This window comes from Pseudomonas sp. BF-B-26, from assembly GCF_019956495.1.
Classification (GTDB): domain Bacteria; phylum Pseudomonadota; class Gammaproteobacteria; order Pseudomonadales; family Pseudomonadaceae; genus Aquipseudomonas.
Window position 1 is genome coordinate 1 of record NZ_JAHBDP010000100.1, and the last position, 17,575, is coordinate 17,575.

20 protein-coding genes are annotated in these 17,575 nt (G+C 58.4%); 7 read left to right on the top strand and 13 right to left on the bottom strand.

The window, feature by feature from the left end:
* Positions 1-182 precede the first annotated feature (182 nt).
* Positions 183-584 (bottom strand): DUF5329 domain-containing protein, encoded by a 402-nt coding sequence (locus KGB03_RS22720; protein ID WP_218537206.1) that lies wholly within the window; start codon positions 582-584, stop codon positions 183-185.
* Between the two features lie 564 nt (positions 585-1,148).
* Here KGB03_RS22720 and KGB03_RS22725 point away from each other — a divergent pair.
* Both KGB03_RS22725 and KGB03_RS22730 read left to right on the top strand, forming a co-directional pair.
* Complete coding sequence (locus KGB03_RS22725; protein ID WP_218537207.1) at positions 1,149-1,346, top strand: hypothetical protein; 198 nt, start codon at positions 1,149-1,151, stop codon at positions 1,344-1,346.
* Between the two features lie 115 nt (positions 1,347-1,461).
* Complete coding sequence (locus KGB03_RS22730; protein WP_223529096.1) at positions 1,462-2,175, top strand: metallophosphoesterase; 714 nt, start codon at positions 1,462-1,464, stop codon at positions 2,173-2,175.
* 89 nt (positions 2,176-2,264) lie between these two features.
* Here KGB03_RS22730 and KGB03_RS22735 read toward each other — a convergent pair whose 3' ends face one another.
* Complete coding sequence (locus tag KGB03_RS22735; protein ID WP_007900300.1) at positions 2,265-2,462, bottom strand: YbdD/YjiX family protein; 198 nt, start codon at positions 2,460-2,462, stop codon at positions 2,265-2,267.
* A 14-nt stretch (positions 2,463-2,476) separates the two neighbouring features.
* Positions 2,477-4,534 (bottom strand): carbon starvation CstA family protein, encoded by a 2,058-nt coding sequence (locus KGB03_RS22740; RefSeq protein WP_024164521.1) that lies wholly within the window; start codon positions 4,532-4,534, stop codon positions 2,477-2,479.
* An 839-nt stretch (positions 4,535-5,373) separates the two neighbouring features.
* Here KGB03_RS22740 and KGB03_RS22745 point away from each other — a divergent pair.
* Positions 5,374-6,741, top strand: coding sequence for a cache domain-containing protein (locus KGB03_RS22745; protein ID WP_111452180.1), 1,368 nt, complete (start codon positions 5,374-5,376; stop codon positions 6,739-6,741).
* 33 nt (positions 6,742-6,774) lie between these two features.
* Positions 6,775-7,407: a response regulator gene (locus KGB03_RS22750; RefSeq protein WP_033057767.1), complete on the top strand. Its 633-nt coding sequence runs from the start codon at positions 6,775-6,777 to the stop codon at positions 7,405-7,407.
* Between the two features lie 220 nt (positions 7,408-7,627).
* Here the strand turns inward: KGB03_RS22750 and KGB03_RS22755 are convergent, their stop codons facing one another.
* From KGB03_RS22755 to KGB03_RS22770, 4 genes are all read right to left on the bottom strand, one after another.
* Positions 7,628-8,974, bottom strand: a complete 1,347-nt coding sequence (locus KGB03_RS22755) for a glutamine synthetase family protein (RefSeq protein WP_192407835.1) — start codon at positions 8,972-8,974, stop codon at positions 7,628-7,630.
* Positions 8,975-8,998: 24 nt separating this feature from the next.
* Positions 8,999-9,553: a helix-turn-helix domain-containing protein gene (locus KGB03_RS22760; protein ID WP_008154577.1), complete on the bottom strand. Its 555-nt coding sequence runs from the start codon at positions 9,551-9,553 to the stop codon at positions 8,999-9,001.
* Between the two features lie 25 nt (positions 9,554-9,578).
* Positions 9,579-10,868 (bottom strand): NAD(P)/FAD-dependent oxidoreductase, encoded by a 1,290-nt coding sequence (locus KGB03_RS22765; RefSeq protein WP_218537213.1) that lies wholly within the window; start codon positions 10,866-10,868, stop codon positions 9,579-9,581.
* Positions 10,869-11,220: 352 nt separating this feature from the next.
* Positions 11,221-11,439: a hypothetical protein gene (locus tag KGB03_RS22770; protein ID WP_008154569.1), complete on the bottom strand. Its 219-nt coding sequence runs from the start codon at positions 11,437-11,439 to the stop codon at positions 11,221-11,223.
* A 169-nt stretch (positions 11,440-11,608) separates the two neighbouring features.
* Here KGB03_RS22770 and KGB03_RS22775 point away from each other — a divergent pair, with 169 nt between their 5' ends.
* Both KGB03_RS22775 and osmE read left to right on the top strand, forming a co-directional pair.
* Positions 11,609-11,848 (top strand): hypothetical protein, encoded by a 240-nt coding sequence (locus KGB03_RS22775; RefSeq protein WP_033057722.1) that lies wholly within the window; start codon positions 11,609-11,611, stop codon positions 11,846-11,848.
* 13 nt (positions 11,849-11,861) lie between these two features.
* Positions 11,862-12,218, top strand: coding sequence for an osmotically-inducible lipoprotein OsmE (gene osmE, locus KGB03_RS22780; protein WP_218537215.1), 357 nt, complete (start codon positions 11,862-11,864; stop codon positions 12,216-12,218).
* Between the two features lie 57 nt (positions 12,219-12,275).
* Here the strand turns inward: osmE and KGB03_RS22785 are convergent, their stop codons facing one another.
* Entirely contained in the window at positions 12,276-12,479 is a 204-nt protein-coding gene (locus KGB03_RS22785) for a DUF2188 domain-containing protein (protein ID WP_111452175.1), read from the bottom strand.
* A 211-nt stretch (positions 12,480-12,690) separates the two neighbouring features.
* Between KGB03_RS22785 and KGB03_RS22790 the strand changes: the two genes are divergently transcribed.
* Positions 12,691-13,053: an NUDIX hydrolase gene (locus KGB03_RS22790; RefSeq protein WP_134099629.1), complete on the top strand. Its 363-nt coding sequence runs from the start codon at positions 12,691-12,693 to the stop codon at positions 13,051-13,053.
* A 6-nt stretch (positions 13,054-13,059) separates the two neighbouring features.
* Here the strand turns inward: KGB03_RS22790 and KGB03_RS22795 are convergent, their stop codons facing one another.
* From KGB03_RS22795 to benA, 5 genes are read right to left on the bottom strand one after another with little or no spacing between them, the layout of a single operon-like run.
* Positions 13,060-13,758 (bottom strand): alpha/beta hydrolase, encoded by a 699-nt coding sequence (locus KGB03_RS22795; protein WP_218537216.1) that lies wholly within the window; start codon positions 13,756-13,758, stop codon positions 13,060-13,062.
* A 42-nt stretch (positions 13,759-13,800) separates the two neighbouring features.
* A complete protein-coding gene (locus KGB03_RS22800; protein WP_218537217.1) occupies positions 13,801-14,574 on the bottom strand; it encodes a 1,6-dihydroxycyclohexa-2,4-diene-1-carboxylate dehydrogenase in 774 nt (257 codons plus the stop codon).
* A gap of 24 nt (positions 14,575-14,598) precedes the next feature.
* Entirely contained in the window at positions 14,599-15,612 is a 1,014-nt protein-coding gene (benC, locus tag KGB03_RS22805) for a benzoate 1,2-dioxygenase electron transfer component BenC (RefSeq protein WP_033057713.1), read from the bottom strand.
* Between the two features lie 10 nt (positions 15,613-15,622).
* Positions 15,623-16,111 carry a benzoate 1,2-dioxygenase small subunit gene (benB, locus tag KGB03_RS22810; RefSeq protein ID WP_218537218.1) on the bottom strand — a complete coding sequence of 163 codons (489 nt, stop codon included), beginning with the start codon at positions 16,109-16,111 and terminating at the stop codon, positions 15,623-15,625.
* Positions 16,108-17,472 (bottom strand): benzoate 1,2-dioxygenase large subunit, encoded by a 1,365-nt coding sequence (gene benA / locus KGB03_RS22815; protein WP_223529099.1) that lies wholly within the window; start codon positions 17,470-17,472, stop codon positions 16,108-16,110. The genes benB and benA overlap by 4 nt, the downstream gene beginning before the upstream one ends.
* Positions 17,473-17,575 lie beyond the last annotated feature (103 nt).

Consider the following 17,575-nt stretch of genomic DNA (forward strand, 5'->3'; position numbering starts at 1 on the left):
AAAAGCATACGAGGTCCCAAAATCGCCAAGTCCAAGGAATGGCTGGAGGGCAGGGCTGCAAATGCTCATGTGTCGACGGCTCGCGTGCTTAAGGCCCATAAAAAGAAAACACCTTGAAAGGGCTGGCTGTAAGAGCGAAACCGCCAGCCGCCGTTACCGCAGAAACGGATATGTACCCCCGCTCAATGGAGCTGACGTTGTCTCTGTAACTCCATCTTCAGCCAGGTGCTCGTAGGCTGGACGCCTGTCGGGCAACGCACTTCATAGGCTTTGCCACTCATGCTGCTTTTAGTGGCAGCAAGATCGATGAAATCTTCTGCGCTGCTTACCAGGTTCTTGCCTTCAAGATAATTCAGCTTCTTTTCGAGATGTGCCCGAGCCTGGGTCCCAGGGTACTCACTGCCGTTGCGCACGAACTTACACTCACTGCGCTCCACAAAATCCAGCAAGCCCTTTATCTCCTGGTTCGCCTGTGGCGAGGTTTGAGCCTGTACACCGCCCGCCACTGCAAAAAGACCGATAGAAACAGCGATCAGCCATCGGCGGATAATGGGTCGAATCACCACTACTTTCAAAATCCACATGATACTTCCCTGTCCTGAAAACGAAGACTGTAGCGCGGCATCGCCCGAGCAGCCAGCGCTCGGCCAGCCTGCACGCACTCCCCTGCGCGATGTTCTTTTGTTCGAAAGGATCAACCTGAGGAAGAGAAAGGGGATCAATGAGCCCAATGCCTCTGTGCGCGAGCAGTTGGCCAAAGTCGCAGTTACTTATCCCTGTATCGGCATCAGACTCATTGATCATTGCCCAGCTCAATGTTGGGCGATATCCATCTAACCGAATGGAGATGCATTGGTGCGTCAACAGCGACCATGCACTATTTTTTTAACAAAACAACTTCTGCACGTCTAATCACCTTTTCCCCAGCCGTACAGGCTCTTTATAGGCTCAGGAAATATCCCCTTAGCAGCCAGTAACCACCATTCGTCGCATCGGAAACGCTGCGCGATTTTTTTGACAGCGCCTGGCTCAAGGTTTGCACAAGACGCTCGTAGCAGCCCCAGAACGACGTAATTCTGACGCGGCAGCACTTTAATTAACGCTTAGGACGCCAGCGATGCGCTTGGTCAGTCACCGGGAGATGTAACGTGTCAACTCTCAATGAAATCGCAGCGAACCACGCGAGAATGGCTAAGGCTCTTGTCGAAGAGTCGACCGGGCTGAGTGAGCGCCACACCCAGATTGTGGAAAGTTTCGAAGTGCCATCCACCGATGCGCAACACGTGCCTCTGCACCTTATCGCCGGCGTGCAGGACAAACACTATGGTCAGGCAACAAGTTACTGACTCTAACCGCGCTTGATCCGGGCAGCCTGTTGGGCAGGCGGTAACGGTCGAATACCACTTCTTGGCCTAAACTCAACTGACTAGCCCGTTGGGGAGCTGCCGGAGTGGCATTCCCATGCTCGAAAATTTAGAGATGTCACGTGTCAAGCACTTCGCCGCAAACGTTGCCGGTCGAGATTTCGCGGTCGGTGACATTCATGGCCATTTCACCCGGTTGCAGGACGCTCTGGATGCAGCCGGATTCAACCGCTTGGTCGATCGCCTGTTCAGTGTTGGCGATCTGATTGACCGTGGGCCCGAGTGTCACGATGCGCTCGATTGGCTGGACAAAGCATGGTTCCACCCGGTGCGAGGCAACCATGACGACTACGTGGTGTACTTCGATACCTGCGACGTCGACAGCTGGATCGACAATGGCGGCTCATGGTTCTTGGGCCTGTCGCCGCTCGAGAAGCAAGCATTCGCGGCGCAGTTCGCCAAGCTCCCTATCGCGATCGAAGTCGAAACGGCCTACGGCCTGATCGGCATCGTGCACGCCGATTGTCCATTTCCATCATGGCAGCAACTGCGAAACGAACTGGAGTCGCCGGAAAGCAACAGGCGTCTGCAGGAGGTGCAGCACTACTGCATGTGGTCACGAAGACGGATCGATCAGCAGGAGGCGCATGGCGTTGAAGGCCTGCGCGCACTGGTCGTAGGGCATACGCCGCTTTATATGCCCCTCAGCCTTGGCAATGTGATTCACATCGATACGGGTGGCTGGAGGCCGGACCGTGGTTATTTCACCCTGCTGGATCTCGAAACGCTCGAAACCATCCCCGCAAGCTGACTCAACACAGTTCGGCCACTCAAAAAAAACCCGGCCTCATCAGCCGGGTTCTTTATTAGCTATTCAGGTGGCATCACTGCCACCGATCATCAACAGCACTTCGGCCCAGCCTTGCTTCCGTAACGAGCTTCCTGGCGTTCCCGAAAGAACACCTCATAACTCATCACCGGCTTGTCCGGGTGCTTGGTCTGCATGTGCTCGACGTAGGTGTCGTAGTCGGGCATCCCGACCATCAGGCGCGCCGCCTGACCGAGGTATTTACCGAGGCGACTCAGGTCATTGAACATGCTGCAATCCTCGATCAAGCGTCCGGCAGAGCCTGGAATGGCGCTTCTTTATCCGTACGTTCTTTAGTGCCCCAGGCGGCGATACCGACCTTGAGCGCAAAGAACAGGATGCTGAAGACCACCAGCAAGAACAGCGCCGTCAGCGTTGCGTTGGTGTAGGCGTTGTAGATCACGTGCTGCATCTGATCGATGCTCTTCGCCGGGGCGAGGATCTGACCGTTGGCCAGCGCATCGCTGTACTTCTTGGCCAGGGCCAGGAAACCGATCGCCGGGTTGGCATCGAACAGCTTGATGAAGCCGGCAGTGGTGGTGCAGATCAGCAGCCACACGGCGGGCAACATGGTGACCCAGACGTAGCGCTGGCGTTTCATTTTGATCAGCACAACGGTCGCCAACATCAGCGCGATACCGGCCAGCATCTGGTTGGAGATACCGAACAGCGGCCACAAGGTGTTGATGCCACCCAGCGGATCGATCACGCCCTGGTACAACAAGTAACCCCACATCGCCACGCACCCGGCGGTTGCGATCAGGTTGGCGGTCCAGGATTCGGTGCGTTTCAGCGCCGGCACGAAGGAACCCAGCAAGTCCTGCAGCATGAACCGTCCGGCACGGGTACCGGCGTCGACTGCCGTCAGAATGAACAGCGCCTCAAACAGGATCGCGAAGTGGTACCAGAATGCCATGGTGTTCTCACCCGGCAGAAGGTGGTGCAGGATCTGCGCGATACCGACCGCCAGGGTCGGTGCACCGCCGGCACGGGCCAGGATGGTGGTTTCACCGATGTCCTTGGCCACCGCTTGCAGGGCTTCCGGAGTAATCGCAAAGCCCCAGCTGCTGACGGTCTGAGCAACCGTAACAGCGTCAGAGCCGACAAGCGCCGCCGGGCTGTTCATGGCGAAGTACACGCCCGGTTCGATCACCGACGCAGCAACCATGGCCATGATGGCGACGAAGGATTCCATCAGCATGCCGCCATAACCGATGTAACGGGCATGGCCTTCGCTGGCCAACAACTTCGGCGTAGTGCCCGAAGCAATCAGCGCATGGAAACCGGAGACCGCGCCACAGGCGATGGTGATGAACAGGAACGGGAACAGACCGCCCTTCCATACCGGGCCGGTGCCATCGATGAACTGGGTCAGCGCCGGCATTTTCAGGTCGGGCATGGTGATCAGGATGCCGATCGCCAGGGCCACGATGGTGCCGATTTTGAGGAAGGTCGACAGGTAGTCACGCGGCGCCAGAATCAGCCACACCGGCAATACCGCGGCAACGAAACCGTAGCCGATCAGCATCCAGGTGATCTGGATCCCGGTAAAGGTAAAGGCCTTGGCCCAGACCGGATCAGCAGCAATCTGCCCGCCCAGCCAGATCGAACCGAGCAGCAACAGCACGCCGACAACGGAGATCTCACCGATGCGGCCCGGGCGGATGTAGCGCATGTAAATGCCCATGAACATCGCGATCGGGATGGTCGCCATCACCGTGAAAATCCCCCACGGGCTTTCGGCCAGGGCTTTCACAACGATCAGCGCCAGCACCGCGAGGATGATGATCATGATCAGGAAGCAGCCAAACAGCGCGATGGTCCCGGGGATGCGGCCCATTTCCTCACGAACCATGTCGCCGAGGGAACGGCCGTTGCGGCGGGTGGACATGAACAGGACCATGAAGTCCTGAACGGCACCGGCCAGCACCACGCCGGCAATCAGCCACAGCGTACCGGGCAGATAGCCCATCTGCGCCGCCAGGACCGGACCGACCAGCGGCCCCGCGCCAGCAATGGCTGCGAAGTGGTGACCGAAGAGGACGTGTTTATTGGTCGGCACGTAGTCCAGACCGTCATTGTTAACGACAGCGGGCGTGGCACGATTGGGGTCGAGTTGCATCACTTTGGTAGCGATGAACAGGCTGTAGTAGCGGTATGCGACGAGATAAATAGCGACTGCTGCGACTACGATCCAGAGGGCATTGATCGCTTCGCCGCGGCGCAGGGCCACGACACTTAGCGCAAACGCTCCCAGAACAGCCACGGCAAACCAGGCGAGGTGTTTAGCCAGACGGGGCATAGCGTGTCTCCTGCCGACAGCCAGTGGACTGCGGCGGTAATTTTTATAATTGTGTCCGCTGTGCGGAGCTGGCCCAATATCCCCGCATGCCGTCTACAAATAAATCCGCGTTACTACGTACGTGGCTTCTACGTAGTTCTACGTAGATGACGGTGAAATTCTTGCAGGAGCGGCGGTGCAGCGATCCAACTTACTCGCGAATGCAATCTGTCATTCAACATAGATGTCGTCTGATATACCGCTATCGCGAGCAAGCTCGCTCCCACAGGGGAATGGTGTACGCCTGCGAGTAATTGGTCGGCTGTCAGGCCGCCTTCGCGAGCAAGCCCGCTCCCACAGGGGATCGGCGTACGCCTTTCGCTTCTCACCACTCAACAGGCCGAGCGTTAGCTCGCCTGCAGCTCTTGATCTTGATCCACCCGCCCCTTCGGGAGGCTGAGTGGAGGTGTTCATCTGGGGGGTAGGCGCGCAGCGCCGTTCGACGCAGTCGAACACATCGAGAGGAGGTCGAAGCGAAGCCGACCGGAGGCGATGCCCCCAGATGAATACCGGAACGAAGGAACGCCGAGCCTAAGCGAGGGGCCGGACGCTGGGGCGAGACCTTTTGGTTCCTTTTGGGGCGTTTGCCAAAAGGGACTCGCCGTAAGGGCGAAACCATTAGCCGCCGTTACCGCAGGAATGGATATGTACACCTGAAAGAGATTGGTCGGCTGTCAGGCCGCCATCGCGAGCAAGCTCAGCTCCTACAAGTCATTCCGTCCAGCACTGCTACTGGACGCGCGTATCTTTGGCATATGATGCCGTGCCTTCGCCTTCCCTCGGTCCGGACAGGAGCAGAGATGCAGCTCAAACACAAAATCGTCGCGCTCGGGATTCTGCCGCTGGTATTGGCCATCGCCGTCATCTGCGCGCTGGTGATATCCATGAACCGCCAACTGGGTGAACAACAGGCGCAACTGATCGAAGACAGCATCCTGGCCAGCAAACGCGCAGAACTTAAAAACTACGTCGAAATGGCACAAAGCCTGATTGAGCCACTGTACGACGACGGCCACGGAGACGAACACGCACAGCAACAAGTGCTGGAAGAACTGCGCAAACTCAGCTTTGGCATCAATGGCTACTTCTTCGTCTACGACCACGAAGGGCGCAGCCTGATGCACGCACGCCAGTCGGAGCTGGTGGGCAAGTACCTGTGGGACATGAAAGACCCTCACGGTTTGCCCGTGATCCAGGCGTTGCTCAAAAGTGCGCAATCAGGCGAAGGCTTTCAGCGCTACGCCTGGAACAAACCCTCCTCCGGCCAAGTGACCGACAAGCTCGCCTATGTGGTGATGCTGGATCGTTGGGGCTGGATGCTCGGCACCGGCATCTACCTTGAAGACGTTGAACGCGCGACCCAGCAGGCGCGTGACGAAGTGGCCCAGGGCATTCGTAAAACCATGCTGGCGATTGCCGCAGTGGCCCTCGTGGCGGTGCTGTTTGTCTTCGCCAGCGGCATGACGCTCAACGTCAGCGAGCATCGTCTGGCCGACAAAAAACTGCAGCGCCTGACCCAGCGTATCGTCAGCTTGCAAGAGGAAGAGCGCTCACGGGTTTCCCGCGAACTGCACGACGGCATCAGCCAGCTACTGGTCTCGATCAAGTTTCAGTTCGAGCTGGCCAGCCACCTGCTCGAAAATGGGCAAGCACACGACAAGGGTTTGAGTACGCTGAGGGACGCTACGGAACGTCTGGGGGAAGCGATTGGCGAAGTTCGCAGCCTCTCCCACGACCTGCGTTCCTCGCTGCTCGACACCCTGGGCCTGCCGGCCGCAATCGGTCAACTCGCCGCAGAATTCGAGCAACGCAGCGGCCTGGTGGTGACTTTTAACGACAACGAATTCGACTGTCACCTGGTCGATGGGGCAGCGGTCTCGCTGTTTCGCATCGTGCAAGAAGGCCTGACTAATATTGAACGACACGCCCAGGCTAAAAACGTCTCCATTACCCTGCACGGGTCCGAAGATTCCATACGGTTGACGGTGGTCGATGACGGTATCGGTTTCAACGTCGCCCAGGTCGAACGTCGTCATGCGGGCATTGGCCTGCGTAACATCCGCGAGCGTGTCGAGCATTTTGGTGGACGATTCGACCTGATCTCGATGCCGGGAAGAAGCGAGCTGGACGTTTGGCTGCCAATGAAAATGCCCGGTACAACACGCTGACTCACCCCCTGACAACAAGAGTGAATACCCGCGATGAACCTGCCCTACCCGATCCGCGTCGCCCTGGTCGACGATCACGCCCTGGTCCGCGACGGGATCAAAGCGCTGCTGGCGGTCATGGCCCCCCTGGAAGTGGTGGGCGAAGCCGAGAGTGGCGCGGATGCCATTGAAATGGTCGGACGCTGCCAGCCGGACCTGTTGCTGGTCGACATCAGCCTGCGGGACATGAACGGGCTCGAACTGACCCGGGTGTTGCGCAGCCAGTACCCGTCGCTCAAGGTGCTGGTGCTCAGCATGTACGACAACAATGAATACGTGAGTGAGTCCGTGCGCGCGGGGGCCAGCGGCTATGTACTGAAGAACTCACCGTCGCGGGAAATCATCGCGGCGATCGAAGCCATCGCCAGTGGCGGCACGTTCTACAGCGCCGAGATCGCCCAGCGGCTCATCGCCGATAAAAACACCGACAACGAGCTGACACCGCGCGAGAGCCAGGTGTTGTACAAGATGGCTCAAGGGCTGAACAACAAGGAGATGGCCCGCGAACTGGACATCAGCGTTCGCACGGTAGAAACCCATCGACTGAGCATCCGTCGCAAACTCAACATCGACAAACCGGCCGCCCTGGTCAAATACGCGATCGATCACGGGATCATCTCGCGGTAGCGGATATACAGTTGTCGCGAATTTCAGGCAAAAAAAATCCCAGGCAGCTGATGGACGCCTGGGACTCAAAATGCATAAACCGTGGTGGTGAACGCGGGGCGAATATTACTTAATATTTCCGCCTGTAACAAGATATTTGGATTCACTATCCAGTTACTAAAGCTTCTAACTCATTAAATATCCACACATTTTTTATGGACGAGTAGCGACAAGGACTGATTTAGAGGTACCAGCGATACTCCCGCGCACTGATGTCCTGCAGGAATGCCAAATGGTCCTGGCGCTTGTTTTCGCAGTAGACATCTACAAACTCGGCCCCCAAACCCTCGCGCAGCTGCACGTTGTTTTGCATCGAACGCACGGCCTCCAGCATCTCCAGCGGGAAGTCGATTCCGCTGCCACGATCTTCGTTGAGGGATGCAATCGGTTCACGCCCCACTTCCAGCCCTTGCTCAAGCCCGACCAGAATCGCCGCCAATACCAGATATGGATTGGCATCCGCGCCCGCCAGGCGATGTTCGATGCGCAGATTCTTCGCGTCCGACTCCGGCACCCGCAGGCAGGCGTCACGATCTTCAAAGCCCCAACTGGCGCGCGTCGCAACATTCACCGTGCCGCTCAAGCGCCGCATTGCGTTGTGATTCGGTGCAAAGATCGGCATGCAATGCGGCAACACTTCAAGGCAACCGGCCACCGCATGGCGCAGCGCCTGCTGATTGTTAGCCGCCAACAGGTTGGTGCCCGCCTCGTCGTAAAGGCTCACATGCACATGCATGCCGCTACCGGGATGCTGCAAGTAGGGTTTTGCCATGAAGCTGGCACGATGGTTGTGCTTGAGGGCTACCCCCCGTGTGCTGCGGCAGAACAGGGCTGCCCAGTCGGCCGCCCGCAGGCCGTCGTCAAGGTGACCGAAATTGATCTCAAACTGGCCAGGGCCCAACTCCGCAGTGATCACCGTGGCATCGATGCCTTGCGCCCGCGCTGTCTCGACCATGTCATCGAGTACCGGTGAAAATCTCGACAGCCGTTCGATGTGCATATTCGGCTGATCATCGGCATCGTCCGTCAGCTGATCGCGAGGGAACTGTGGCAAGCCGTCACGCAGCTGGCGATCGAACAGATAGAACTCCAGTTCGAACGCGACCACGGGGAAAATCCCTTTTCGGCCGAGGCGCTCAAGCACCTGCGCCAACACTTCACGCGGCTCGAAAACAATAGGCTTTTCAGTACCGCTTGAGGTAATCAGCATCTGCCCCAGCGGTTGTTTTTCCCAACTCACGGGCTTGAGCGTGCCGGGCACCAGGCGGCGTGGAGCATCCGGGTCGCCGTCGTTGAAACAGTAGTCGCCGATTTTGAACAGACCGCCCTGCGTACCCAGCAACACACAGTTTTGCGGCAGCTTGAGCGCGCTGCCGGCGGCGACCTTCTCGAGCATTTCTATCGGGTAGCGTTTGCCGTAAAAATGCCCGGGAATATCCAGGGAAATCAGGTCAACGTAACGCACCTGCGGGAAGCGCTGGCGAAACGCGCGAACCTCGGCAACCAGATCAGAGCAGACAGCATCCATCGTTAGTGTTCCTTGTTGTTTTTATCAGGTGTAAACCCAAAGTACCCGGGCGAGCTGATCCGAGAGGTTGCCGTAGCGACAATGCGTATGACTGGCCAGTTGAAAACTGTCGCCGGTGCGCAATGTCACCGGTTTATCGTCATCCAGCCACAGCGTCAGCTCCCCCTCGAGGACATAGCCACCTTGCTCCGAGCTGTCGTTCATGTGCCGATCACCACTGCTGGCGCCGGGCTCCAGTTGGCTTTCAAGCATTGAGAAGGACGCCCTCATCTTCGGAGAGACGAGGATGTCGGTGATCCCGTCGGCGTAATACAGCGTGCGTCGCTCATCCGGACGGGTCACCCAAGGCAACGCCATGGGCTTGGGCAAGCTGTAGAAATAGGTGGTCGGCACGCCGAGTGTTTCGCTGATGGCGGTCAAGTCCGCCACCGTGGGACGTGACAACCCCCGCTCGACTTGCGAGAGAAACCCGACCGAACGACCGATTTTGTCCGCCAGCTCTTTGAGCGTGTATTTTTTGTGTTTGCGCAGGTCCTGGATCAGGATCGCCAGCGCCGAGATTTCTTCTTGCATGTCCATCTGAAGGTTTCCAGAAATTGATGTTTCAAAGGCTGTCGCGCAGCCGATACCAGGCCTTGCCGATGGCTTCCAGTGGGGCGGCCAAATACTTTCCACCGGGAAAACTGCCGTTGGTCAAACCCTGGTACAACGCCAGCTCATCCGGCTGGCCAAGGATCGCGTCGGACACGGCGCGCGCCCCGGCCAATGTCGGCAGCACGCCATGCCCTGAGTAACCCTGTAACCAGTAGAGATCGCCACGTCGACCGATGTCAGGTGTGCGCTTGAGGGTCAGATCGATGTGTCCTCCCCAGGCAAAGTCCAGTTCGACGCCCCTGAGCTGGGGAAACACGCGCTCCAGATAGGGCCGTGTCGCAGCAGCGATGTCCTTCGGCATGCCGCCCAGATAAGTGCAACCACCGCCGAACAGCAGGCGGTTGTCCGGCGTACGGCGGAAATAATCGAGGACAAACTGGTTGTCGGTGACGCACACATTGCTCGGTAGCAGCGCGGTCGCCTGTTGCACCGAAAGTGGCGCGGTGGCCACCTGATAAGTGCCAACCGGTAACACACAACTCGACAGCTTCGGATCAAGCCGATCAAGGTAGGCGTTGCACGCCAGCACCAGCACATCGGCGCGAATGCGACCACGTTCAGTGGTGACCACGTAACGATCGCCGTCTTCGCGATAACTCAATGCCTTGCTCTGTTCATGAATACGTCCACCGGCCTGTTCAATCGCGGCGGCCAGGCCGAGCGCCAGTTTCAGCGGATTCAAATGCCCGCCTTCAGGATCGAACAGGCCTGCCTGGTAACGCTCACTGGCGACCCAATCAGGCAGCGCCTCGCGCGCGATGAACTGCAAACCATCGTGACCCCACTTGTGGCTGGCCTCGTGTTGCCATTCTGTCAGCAGACTCACCCGACGCGGCATCACCGACGTCCAGAGGTGGCCGGGCCGATAGTCACAATCGAAACCATGGCGGCCAGGCAAGTCTCGCAACTCCCGGGCAGCCCAACGCATGCTGTCCCATAACCGGCGCGCACGCTCATAACCCAGCGCCGCCTCCAACGGCGGCATGTCACACGACCAGCCGAGAATGGCCTGACCGCCATTGCGCCCCGAGGCAGCCCAGGCCACCCGACTGGCTTCCAGCAACGTCACACGCTTACCGGCCAGGGCCAGACGCAACGCCGTATGCAACCCACTGAAGCCGGCCCCGATGATCAACACCTCGGTGTCCTGCTCGCCCTCAAGGACAGCTCGATCCACCAAGCGATCCGCGCAGGTGTGGGCGTAATAGCTGGCAACGTGCTGGGTAGATTGCTGGAACATACGGCCTCATGAAATTTTATATTTATAATTTCATGAAAAAATACACGTTAAATTTCACGACGACAACCGCTCAAGGCACAAAAAAATCCCGCCCAGGAAACCCTGGCGGGATTTTTTCTCAGCGGCAGCGTTATCAAAGCAGCACTACCTGGGTTTCAGGCGACAGGAATCATCGGGCCGGACGAAAAGCGCCAGCGTAATTATGCGCAGGTGGACAACTGGATAAGCGATCGTAGGGAAAAGAAAATCAGTGCGAGCACGCCCCCAATCAATTTGCGCATAACGCTTCCTTATCCCGAAAAAAGGGGAAGGTAGCGTGTCGCTGCCCCGACATCCATCCGTCGCACTGAACTCAGCAAGGGGCGTTTTGATCGCCGGGATTGGGATACGACCTCTCGTTCAGATAAGTCATCCATCTTTCGTACGCTTCATGCTGCCATTGAGTGACCCGCTCCCATTCCGGGCCGCTCAACTGATGTGCAGAAATCAGTTTCATCATTTCCGTGGTGGCCGCGTCCAGATCAACGATCAGCTCATGGGCATGAAATCTAAAGTCATCAGTCGCCGTCATTTGAAGTTGCCTCGCCCTAGCAAAAATTCACTACCTCACTACGACATCAAATCTGCGGGTTCGCGTTCATTTTCCCGACAAAAGGTTGCGTCAACGGTCAGACGAACAAAACGCCCTGGCCCGGGAAATGGGACTAAAATTTCGTAGCGGAGATTGGCAGGAGGTCATCATGTGGCTTAACGAATCTGAAAATGAACTTCGGCGTGACCTGCAAGGTCTTGCGTCGGATTTGAGATGGTCAGCCGTAGAACTTTTACGCATCGCAGAGCAACTACGCCTGGCTGGCAATGACGTGGATGCGCAAGCGACCCTGAAGCTGTGCGAGTTGTTTCAGGGAGATGAAGAACGACTGAAGGGGTATGCCGAGGAAGTGAAAGCCAAAATCATCACTCGAACGAAAGCTCAATAGCAGGAGCATTGCCATGCACAAGCCTCTATGCGCGCTGGTCGTTGTACTGGCCGCGTCGGGTGGCTGCAGCACCGAATCGCGTGTCTATAGGGATCAGCCGCTGGTCGCAAAGGTCGAGACCGGCATGACCAAGGATCAAGTCCAGCAGATTGGCGGCCAGCCTTTATCCATAACGGATCGCACCGTTGAGCCTGGCACTTGCTTTGATTACAAGCTGAAACAGGCCGGCCATCAGCAAACGTACAACGTCAGTTTCGATGGCAGGGGCAAGGTCGACCATAAAAGCTTCATGACCTGCGCGGAATGGAGTAACGCGCAGCAAAAAGCCCGAGAACCCTCCCGCAGCACCGGTGGTGGCGGCGGTTATTAGCCTGGGACCTCAGCGCCCAGCAAAGAAAAGCCCCGGCGAACCGGGGCTTCAAGCGCGTTATTTATCTGATTTCTGGCTGCGTGCAGGCCGACTTGCCCTGGCCTTGTAGCCGGGAAGCGCAGCCGCAAAAGCCAGTGCTTCCTCTCTACTGCCAAAGGCTCCAAGCCGGTCACCTTTGGTGCACACCCGCCACGGGCCGTTGTTCACGCTGAGTACGTCATAACCATTCATGTGCATTTTGGTCAGCATCGGAACGCTCATAGTCACCTCCATTTCGGCAGTGATGATCCTGAATTCACTTGAATACCTTACACCCGACCTTCCATGAAGTGCCAACCAGACGTCGCGCCAGGATTTCGGCACCCGGTTGCACTTTCAGCCTCGTCCACCACTCCAACCATTGAGACAGACATCTCGGCGCGAATATTGCATTTTTATGACTGTTTTATGACAAACAGCAATCAGGTAACACATGAAAGTACGCGCGACCGTCATTTGCGAGCAGGACCGGCACATTCTCCTGGTGCGCAAGCCTAGGAGTCGCTGGATGCTGCCCGGCGGAAAGGTTGAGCGAGGTGAAGCCATTGCCGACGCCGCCACGCGAGAGCTTGAGGAAGAGACTGGGCTTGGGGTCGACGGGATGCTGTACCTGATGGAGTTGCAAACGGGCAGCACCCGACACCATGTGTACGAGGCCTCAGTGGCGAACGCGGATGAGGCCCGCCCGCAAAACGAAATTTTCGATTGCATCTGGTATCCGCTGGATGCGGTCCAGAACCTGAACACAAGCGACGCGACGCTCAGAATCATCAAAGCGTTTCAGCGTCGCCTGTAAGGTTCTCTATCCTGCGGCCAACGCCGTCGCGGCCTTATCGATGAACGCTGCAATCTCGACCGGCATCGAAGCCAGGGACGCATGGCTGGCGTTCAGGGTCAGGATCTCCCTGGCGTTCAGCCGCCCCGCCATCCATTGCTGATTTTGCGGTGCGATCATCCTGTCATCCGCAGAAACCTGATACCACGACGGCTTCTTCTTCCACGCCACCGTGGTAATGGTGTCGCCGAAGGTGGTAGCCAGCGGCGCTTTCTGGGTGATGCCCATCACCAACCCTTCGGTCGCGGGCAGGTCCTGGCAGAAGCTTTCGTGATAGAGCTCAGGTTTGACCCACAAATAACCGTCGCTGTCGGGAGCCAGGTTGGCCGCCGCAGCGGGTGGATGCCGTTGCGTGATGCCGCCGGGACTTTCACCGGCGTCCGGCGCGAAGGCAGCGATGTACACCAGCCCCACCACGTTCGGCTGATCGCCGGCCTCGGTGATCACCGCGCCGCCATAGGAATGCCCCACCAACAACACAGGTCCCGACACTTGAGCGACCATCTTGCGCGTGCGCTCTGCATCGTCTGCCAATGAAGTCAGCGGCATCTCCACCGCGCGGATGTTCGTAATGCCCTTGTGAATCAACTCGGCGATGACCTTGTTCCAGTGGGCAGCGCCGCCCCAAAAACCATGGACCAGCACGATCGTGGGTTTGTCGCTCATTGCGATGACTCCGATTGAGGATGGGGTTGTTGGCAAGTCGCGTCAGCCCTGGTCGCCGCCACCGACCGGCATGATCATGCCGGTGATATAAGACGCTTCGTCGCTGGCCAGAAACAGGATAGCGCTTGCCTGCTCATCCAGCGTGCCATAGCGCTTCATCAAACTGCTGTCGAGCGTCTGGTCGACAATCTGCTGATACCAGACCTTCTCTTGCTCGCTCTGATCGGCGCTGTTGCGTGGAATGACCCGCGGCGGCGCTTCGGTACCACCGGGCGCGGTGGCATTGACCCGAATCCCGCGACCGGCGGTTTCGAAGGCCAGGCACGCGGTCAGCGCGTTGACCCCACCCTTCGCCGCACCGTACGGCACACGATTGACACTGCGCGTGGCGATGGACGAAACATTGACGATGGCGCCACTGCCCTGCTCAAGCATGAACGGCAGCGCGGCATGACAGCACCACAGCGTCGGGAACAGCGAACGGCGCACTTCGGCCTCGATCTGCGACGTTTCGTAATGCTCAAAAGGCTTGGTCCAGATCGTCCCGCCGACATTATTGACCAGCACATCCAGACGCCCGAAACGCTCGACGGCGGTTTGCATGACGCGGCTGCACTCGCTGTATTGCTCAAGATCGGCGGTCAGCGCGAGCACCTGGCTGCCCTGCCCCAATTGCTGCTGAACTTCGAACACCCGCTCGGAGCAATCGACCAGAATCAACCGCGCCCCTTCCGCCGCCATGCGCTCGGCAACGCGCCGACCGATGCCTTGGGCTGCGCCGGTGATCAGCGCGACTTTTTCGTGGAACCTGTTCATGTCTCTCTCCCACAACAGCGCGGCTCAGGCCGCGCTGGCGGCAAATTTCTCGTAGTAAAAGTTTGTCGGTGCGATGCCTTTTTCGCGGATGAACTGGCTGACCGCTTCGACCATCGGCGGCGGGCCGCACAGGTAGACATCGACGTCACCTTCGTTCAAATGCTGCGGCTCGATGTGCTGGGTCACGTAGCCCTTGAGCGGGTGCTGACTATCCGGGTTGGCGACGCAGGCACTGAAGCTGAAGTTCGGGATTCGCGCGGCAAAGGCTTCGAGTCGATCCATTTCCACCAGATCGAAATCGTTGGTCACGCCGTAGATCAAATGCAGCGGATGTTCACTGCCCTGCTCGGCGATTTTTTCCAGCATCGCGGTGAACGGTGCCAGCCCCGTACCGCCGGCCAGCAGCAACAACGGACGGCGAATGTCGCGCAGGTAGAAACTGCCCAACGGCCCGGCCAGGCTCATGCTGTCGCCGGCTTTGGCCATGCCGGTGAGGAAGCTGCTCATCAAGCCACCGGGCACGTTGCGGATCAGGAAACTGACCTCGCCATCGCGCTGCAACGAGCTGAACGAATAGGCGCGGGTCTGCTCGCTGCCGGGAATCCCCAGGTTCACGTATTGCCCCGGCAGGAACGCCAGTTTGCTCAGGGCTTCGCCCTTGATCGACAGCGCGATGGTGCTGTCGGACAACTGCCGCACGGCACTGATGGTCGCGTCGTAGCTGGCCTGACGGGTGCGGCACACCTCGGATGAGGTCGGCACGCGCACCACGCAATCGCTCTGGGCGCGCATCTGGCAGGTCAGGACAAAACCTTGCTCGGCCTCTTCCGCGCTGAGCGCATCTTCGATGTACTCTTCGCCCAAATCATAACGGCCGGCCTCGGCGAAGCACTTGCAGGTACCGCAGGCGCCGTCGCGGCAATCCAGTGGAATATTGATGCCCTGGCGATACGCGGCATCGGCCACGGTTTCGCCGACATTGGCGTCGATGAATCGGGTGACGCCGTCTTCGAAATTGAATGCGATGGAATGAGTCATGACCGCTGCCTCACAGGTGGTAGACATCGATGACCTGGCGAACGTAATCGTTCTTCAGGATCACTTTCTTGGCCTTGATCAGCGGGTTTTCACCGCGCACATCGAGGGTGTAGAAACTGCTGCCGAAATAGCTGTCGACGGTCTTGTAGCGAAAGCTCAGGGTGTGCCAGTTGAAGCGCACGTTGCACAAGCCATCGGCCTGTTCAAGCAGCTCGATGTTGCTGATGTTGTGCGAGGTGCGGGTGTCCGGCATGGTGGCGCTGGAACGCTCGGTCTTGATGCGGAAGACGCGGTCTTCCAGGCCGGTGCGGTTGCCGTACCAGATCAGCGAGATTTCCCGTTGCGGGTCTTCGGTCAACTCGTCGTTGTCGTCCCAGGATGGCATCCAGTACGTCGCGTCCGGGGCGTACAACTCCAGCCAATCGTCCCACTGCCGGTCGTCGAGGTAGCGCGCTTCGCGGTAGAGAAAATCACGCACGGCGTCATAGGTGATGGTCATTGCACGGCCTCCACAGGAATCAGTTCGGACTGCTCGGCGGCCAAGGCCTTGAGCATGGTCTGCTGCCAATACTTGTGTTGCAGCACGAACAGGCCTTCGTCTTCGGTGCGCACTCCGCTGAGCAGCGGATGCAGGTCTATTTCCTTGGCCGCCTCATCAGCGCCTTCGATCCAGTGTTCAGCGCCACGGGACATGTCGTTCCACGTCGTGACGCTGCCCTGATAACTGGTCTGGCAGGAACGAAACTCTTCCAAATCATCCGGGGTAGCCATGCCGCTGACGTTGAAGAAGTCTTCGTACTGACGAATCCGGCTCGAACGGGCGTGGTCGCTTTCGCCTTTGGGGGCGATGCAGTAAATGGTGATTTCCGTGCGGTTGACCGAGATTGGCCTGGCGATACGGATCTGCGAACTGAACTGGTCCATCAGGTACACGTTCGGGTACAGGCACAGGTTGCGCGAGTTCTCGATCATCCAGTCGGCGCGAGCCTTGCCGAAGTCCTGGGCCAATTCATCACGACGCTCGTACAGCGGGCGATCTTCAGGGTTGGCCCAACGGGTCCAGAGCAGCATATGGCCCTTGTCGAAGGAGTAGAAACCACCGCCCTGCTTGGCCCAACTGCCGGCACTCATGGTCGGGTTGCAATCGCCGGCTTCGCGCTGCTTGCGCTGGTTCTGGGTGGCGGCGTAGTTCCAGTGCACGGAGCTGACGTGATAACCGTCGGCGCCGTTTTCGGCGGTGAGCTTCCAGTTGCCTTCGTAGATGTAGCTGGAGGAACCGCGCAGCACTTCCAGGCCATCGACGGACTGGTCGACGATCATGTCGATGATCTTCGCCGACTCGCCCAGGTGTTCAACCAATGGCACGACATCGGCCTTGAGGCTACCAAACAGGAAACCGCGATATGACTCGAAACGCGCGACTTTGGTCAGGTCGTGGGAGCCTTCGCAGTTGAAGCTCGCCGGGTAGCCCGCTTCGGCCGGATCCTTGACCTTGAGCAGCTTGCCGGAGTTGTTGAAGGTCCAGCCGTGGAATGGGCAGGTGTACGAACTTTTGTTGCCGGACTTGTGCCGGCACAGCGTCGCGCCGCGATGGCTGCAGGCGTTGAGGAACGCATTGAGCTCACCGTCCTTGTTGCGCGCGATGAAAATCGACTGGCGCCCCATGGTGGTGGTGTAGAAGTCGTTTTTGTTGGGGATCTGGCTTTCGTGGGCCAGGTACAGCCAGTTGCCTTCGAAGATGTGCTGCATCTCGAGATCGAACAGCCGCGGGTCGGTGAACATCTCGCGCTTGCAGCGGTAGATGCCTTGTTCTGGATCGTCCTCAAGCAGGGATTGAAGATATTCGGGTCGCAGGGTCATGGCCGCCGCCTCCATTGTTATTGTTCAGGCAAGGCTCATGCTAGGACGGGGCAATGGGGTGGACTATCCACTGGGTGCAGACCTTTATCCGTTTAGTGCAGAA

What these genes read in the sequence shown, in the direction of transcription:
- KGB03_RS22760 (WP_008154577.1), bottom strand. Translation starts at nt 9,553, where the DNA reads ATGGACATGCAAGAAGAAATCTCGGCGCTGGCGATCCTGATCCAGGAC.
- KGB03_RS22795 (WP_218537216.1), bottom strand. Translation starts at nt 13,758, where the DNA reads ATGAGCGACAAACCCACGATCGTGCTGGTCCATGGTTTTTGGGGCGGC.
- KGB03_RS22790 (WP_134099629.1), top strand. Translation starts at nt 12,691, where the DNA reads ATGAAAGTACGCGCGACCGTCATTTGCGAGCAGGACCGGCACATTCTC.
- KGB03_RS22800 (WP_218537217.1), bottom strand. Translation starts at nt 14,574, where the DNA reads ATGAACAGGTTCCACGAAAAAGTCGCGCTGATCACCGGCGCAGCCCAA.
- KGB03_RS22735 (WP_007900300.1), bottom strand. Translation starts at nt 2,462, where the DNA reads ATGTTCAATGACCTGAGTCGCCTCGGTAAATACCTCGGTCAGGCGGCG.
- benC (WP_033057713.1), bottom strand. Translation starts at nt 15,612, where the DNA reads ATGACTCATTCCATCGCATTCAATTTCGAAGACGGCGTCACCCGATTC.
- KGB03_RS22740 (WP_024164521.1), bottom strand. Translation starts at nt 4,534, where the DNA reads ATGCCCCGTCTGGCTAAACACCTCGCCTGGTTTGCCGTGGCTGTTCTG.
- osmE (WP_218537215.1), top strand. Translation starts at nt 11,862, where the DNA reads ATGCACAAGCCTCTATGCGCGCTGGTCGTTGTACTGGCCGCGTCGGGT.
- KGB03_RS22745 (WP_111452180.1), top strand. Translation starts at nt 5,374, where the DNA reads ATGCAGCTCAAACACAAAATCGTCGCGCTCGGGATTCTGCCGCTGGTA.
- KGB03_RS22765 (WP_218537213.1), bottom strand. Translation starts at nt 10,868, where the DNA reads ATGTTCCAGCAATCTACCCAGCACGTTGCCAGCTATTACGCCCACACC.
- benB (WP_218537218.1), bottom strand. Translation starts at nt 16,111, where the DNA reads ATGACCATCACCTATGACGCCGTGCGTGATTTTCTCTACCGCGAAGCG.
- KGB03_RS22775 (WP_033057722.1), top strand. Translation starts at nt 11,609, where the DNA reads ATGTGGCTTAACGAATCTGAAAATGAACTTCGGCGTGACCTGCAAGGT.
- benA (WP_223529099.1), bottom strand. Translation starts at nt 17,472, where the DNA reads ATGACCCTGCGACCCGAATATCTTCAATCCCTGCTTGAGGACGATCCA.
- KGB03_RS22770 (WP_008154569.1), bottom strand. Translation starts at nt 11,439, where the DNA reads ATGACGGCGACTGATGACTTTAGATTTCATGCCCATGAGCTGATCGTT.
- KGB03_RS22755 (WP_192407835.1), bottom strand. Translation starts at nt 8,974, where the DNA reads ATGGATGCTGTCTGCTCTGATCTGGTTGCCGAGGTTCGCGCGTTTCGC.
- KGB03_RS22730 (WP_223529096.1), top strand. Translation starts at nt 1,462, where the DNA reads ATGCTCGAAAATTTAGAGATGTCACGTGTCAAGCACTTCGCCGCAAAC.
- KGB03_RS22720 (WP_218537206.1), bottom strand. Translation starts at nt 584, where the DNA reads ATGTGGATTTTGAAAGTAGTGGTGATTCGACCCATTATCCGCCGATGG.
- KGB03_RS22750 (WP_033057767.1), top strand. Translation starts at nt 6,775, where the DNA reads ATGAACCTGCCCTACCCGATCCGCGTCGCCCTGGTCGACGATCACGCC.
- KGB03_RS22785 (WP_111452175.1), bottom strand. Translation starts at nt 12,479, where the DNA reads ATGAGCGTTCCGATGCTGACCAAAATGCACATGAATGGTTATGACGTA.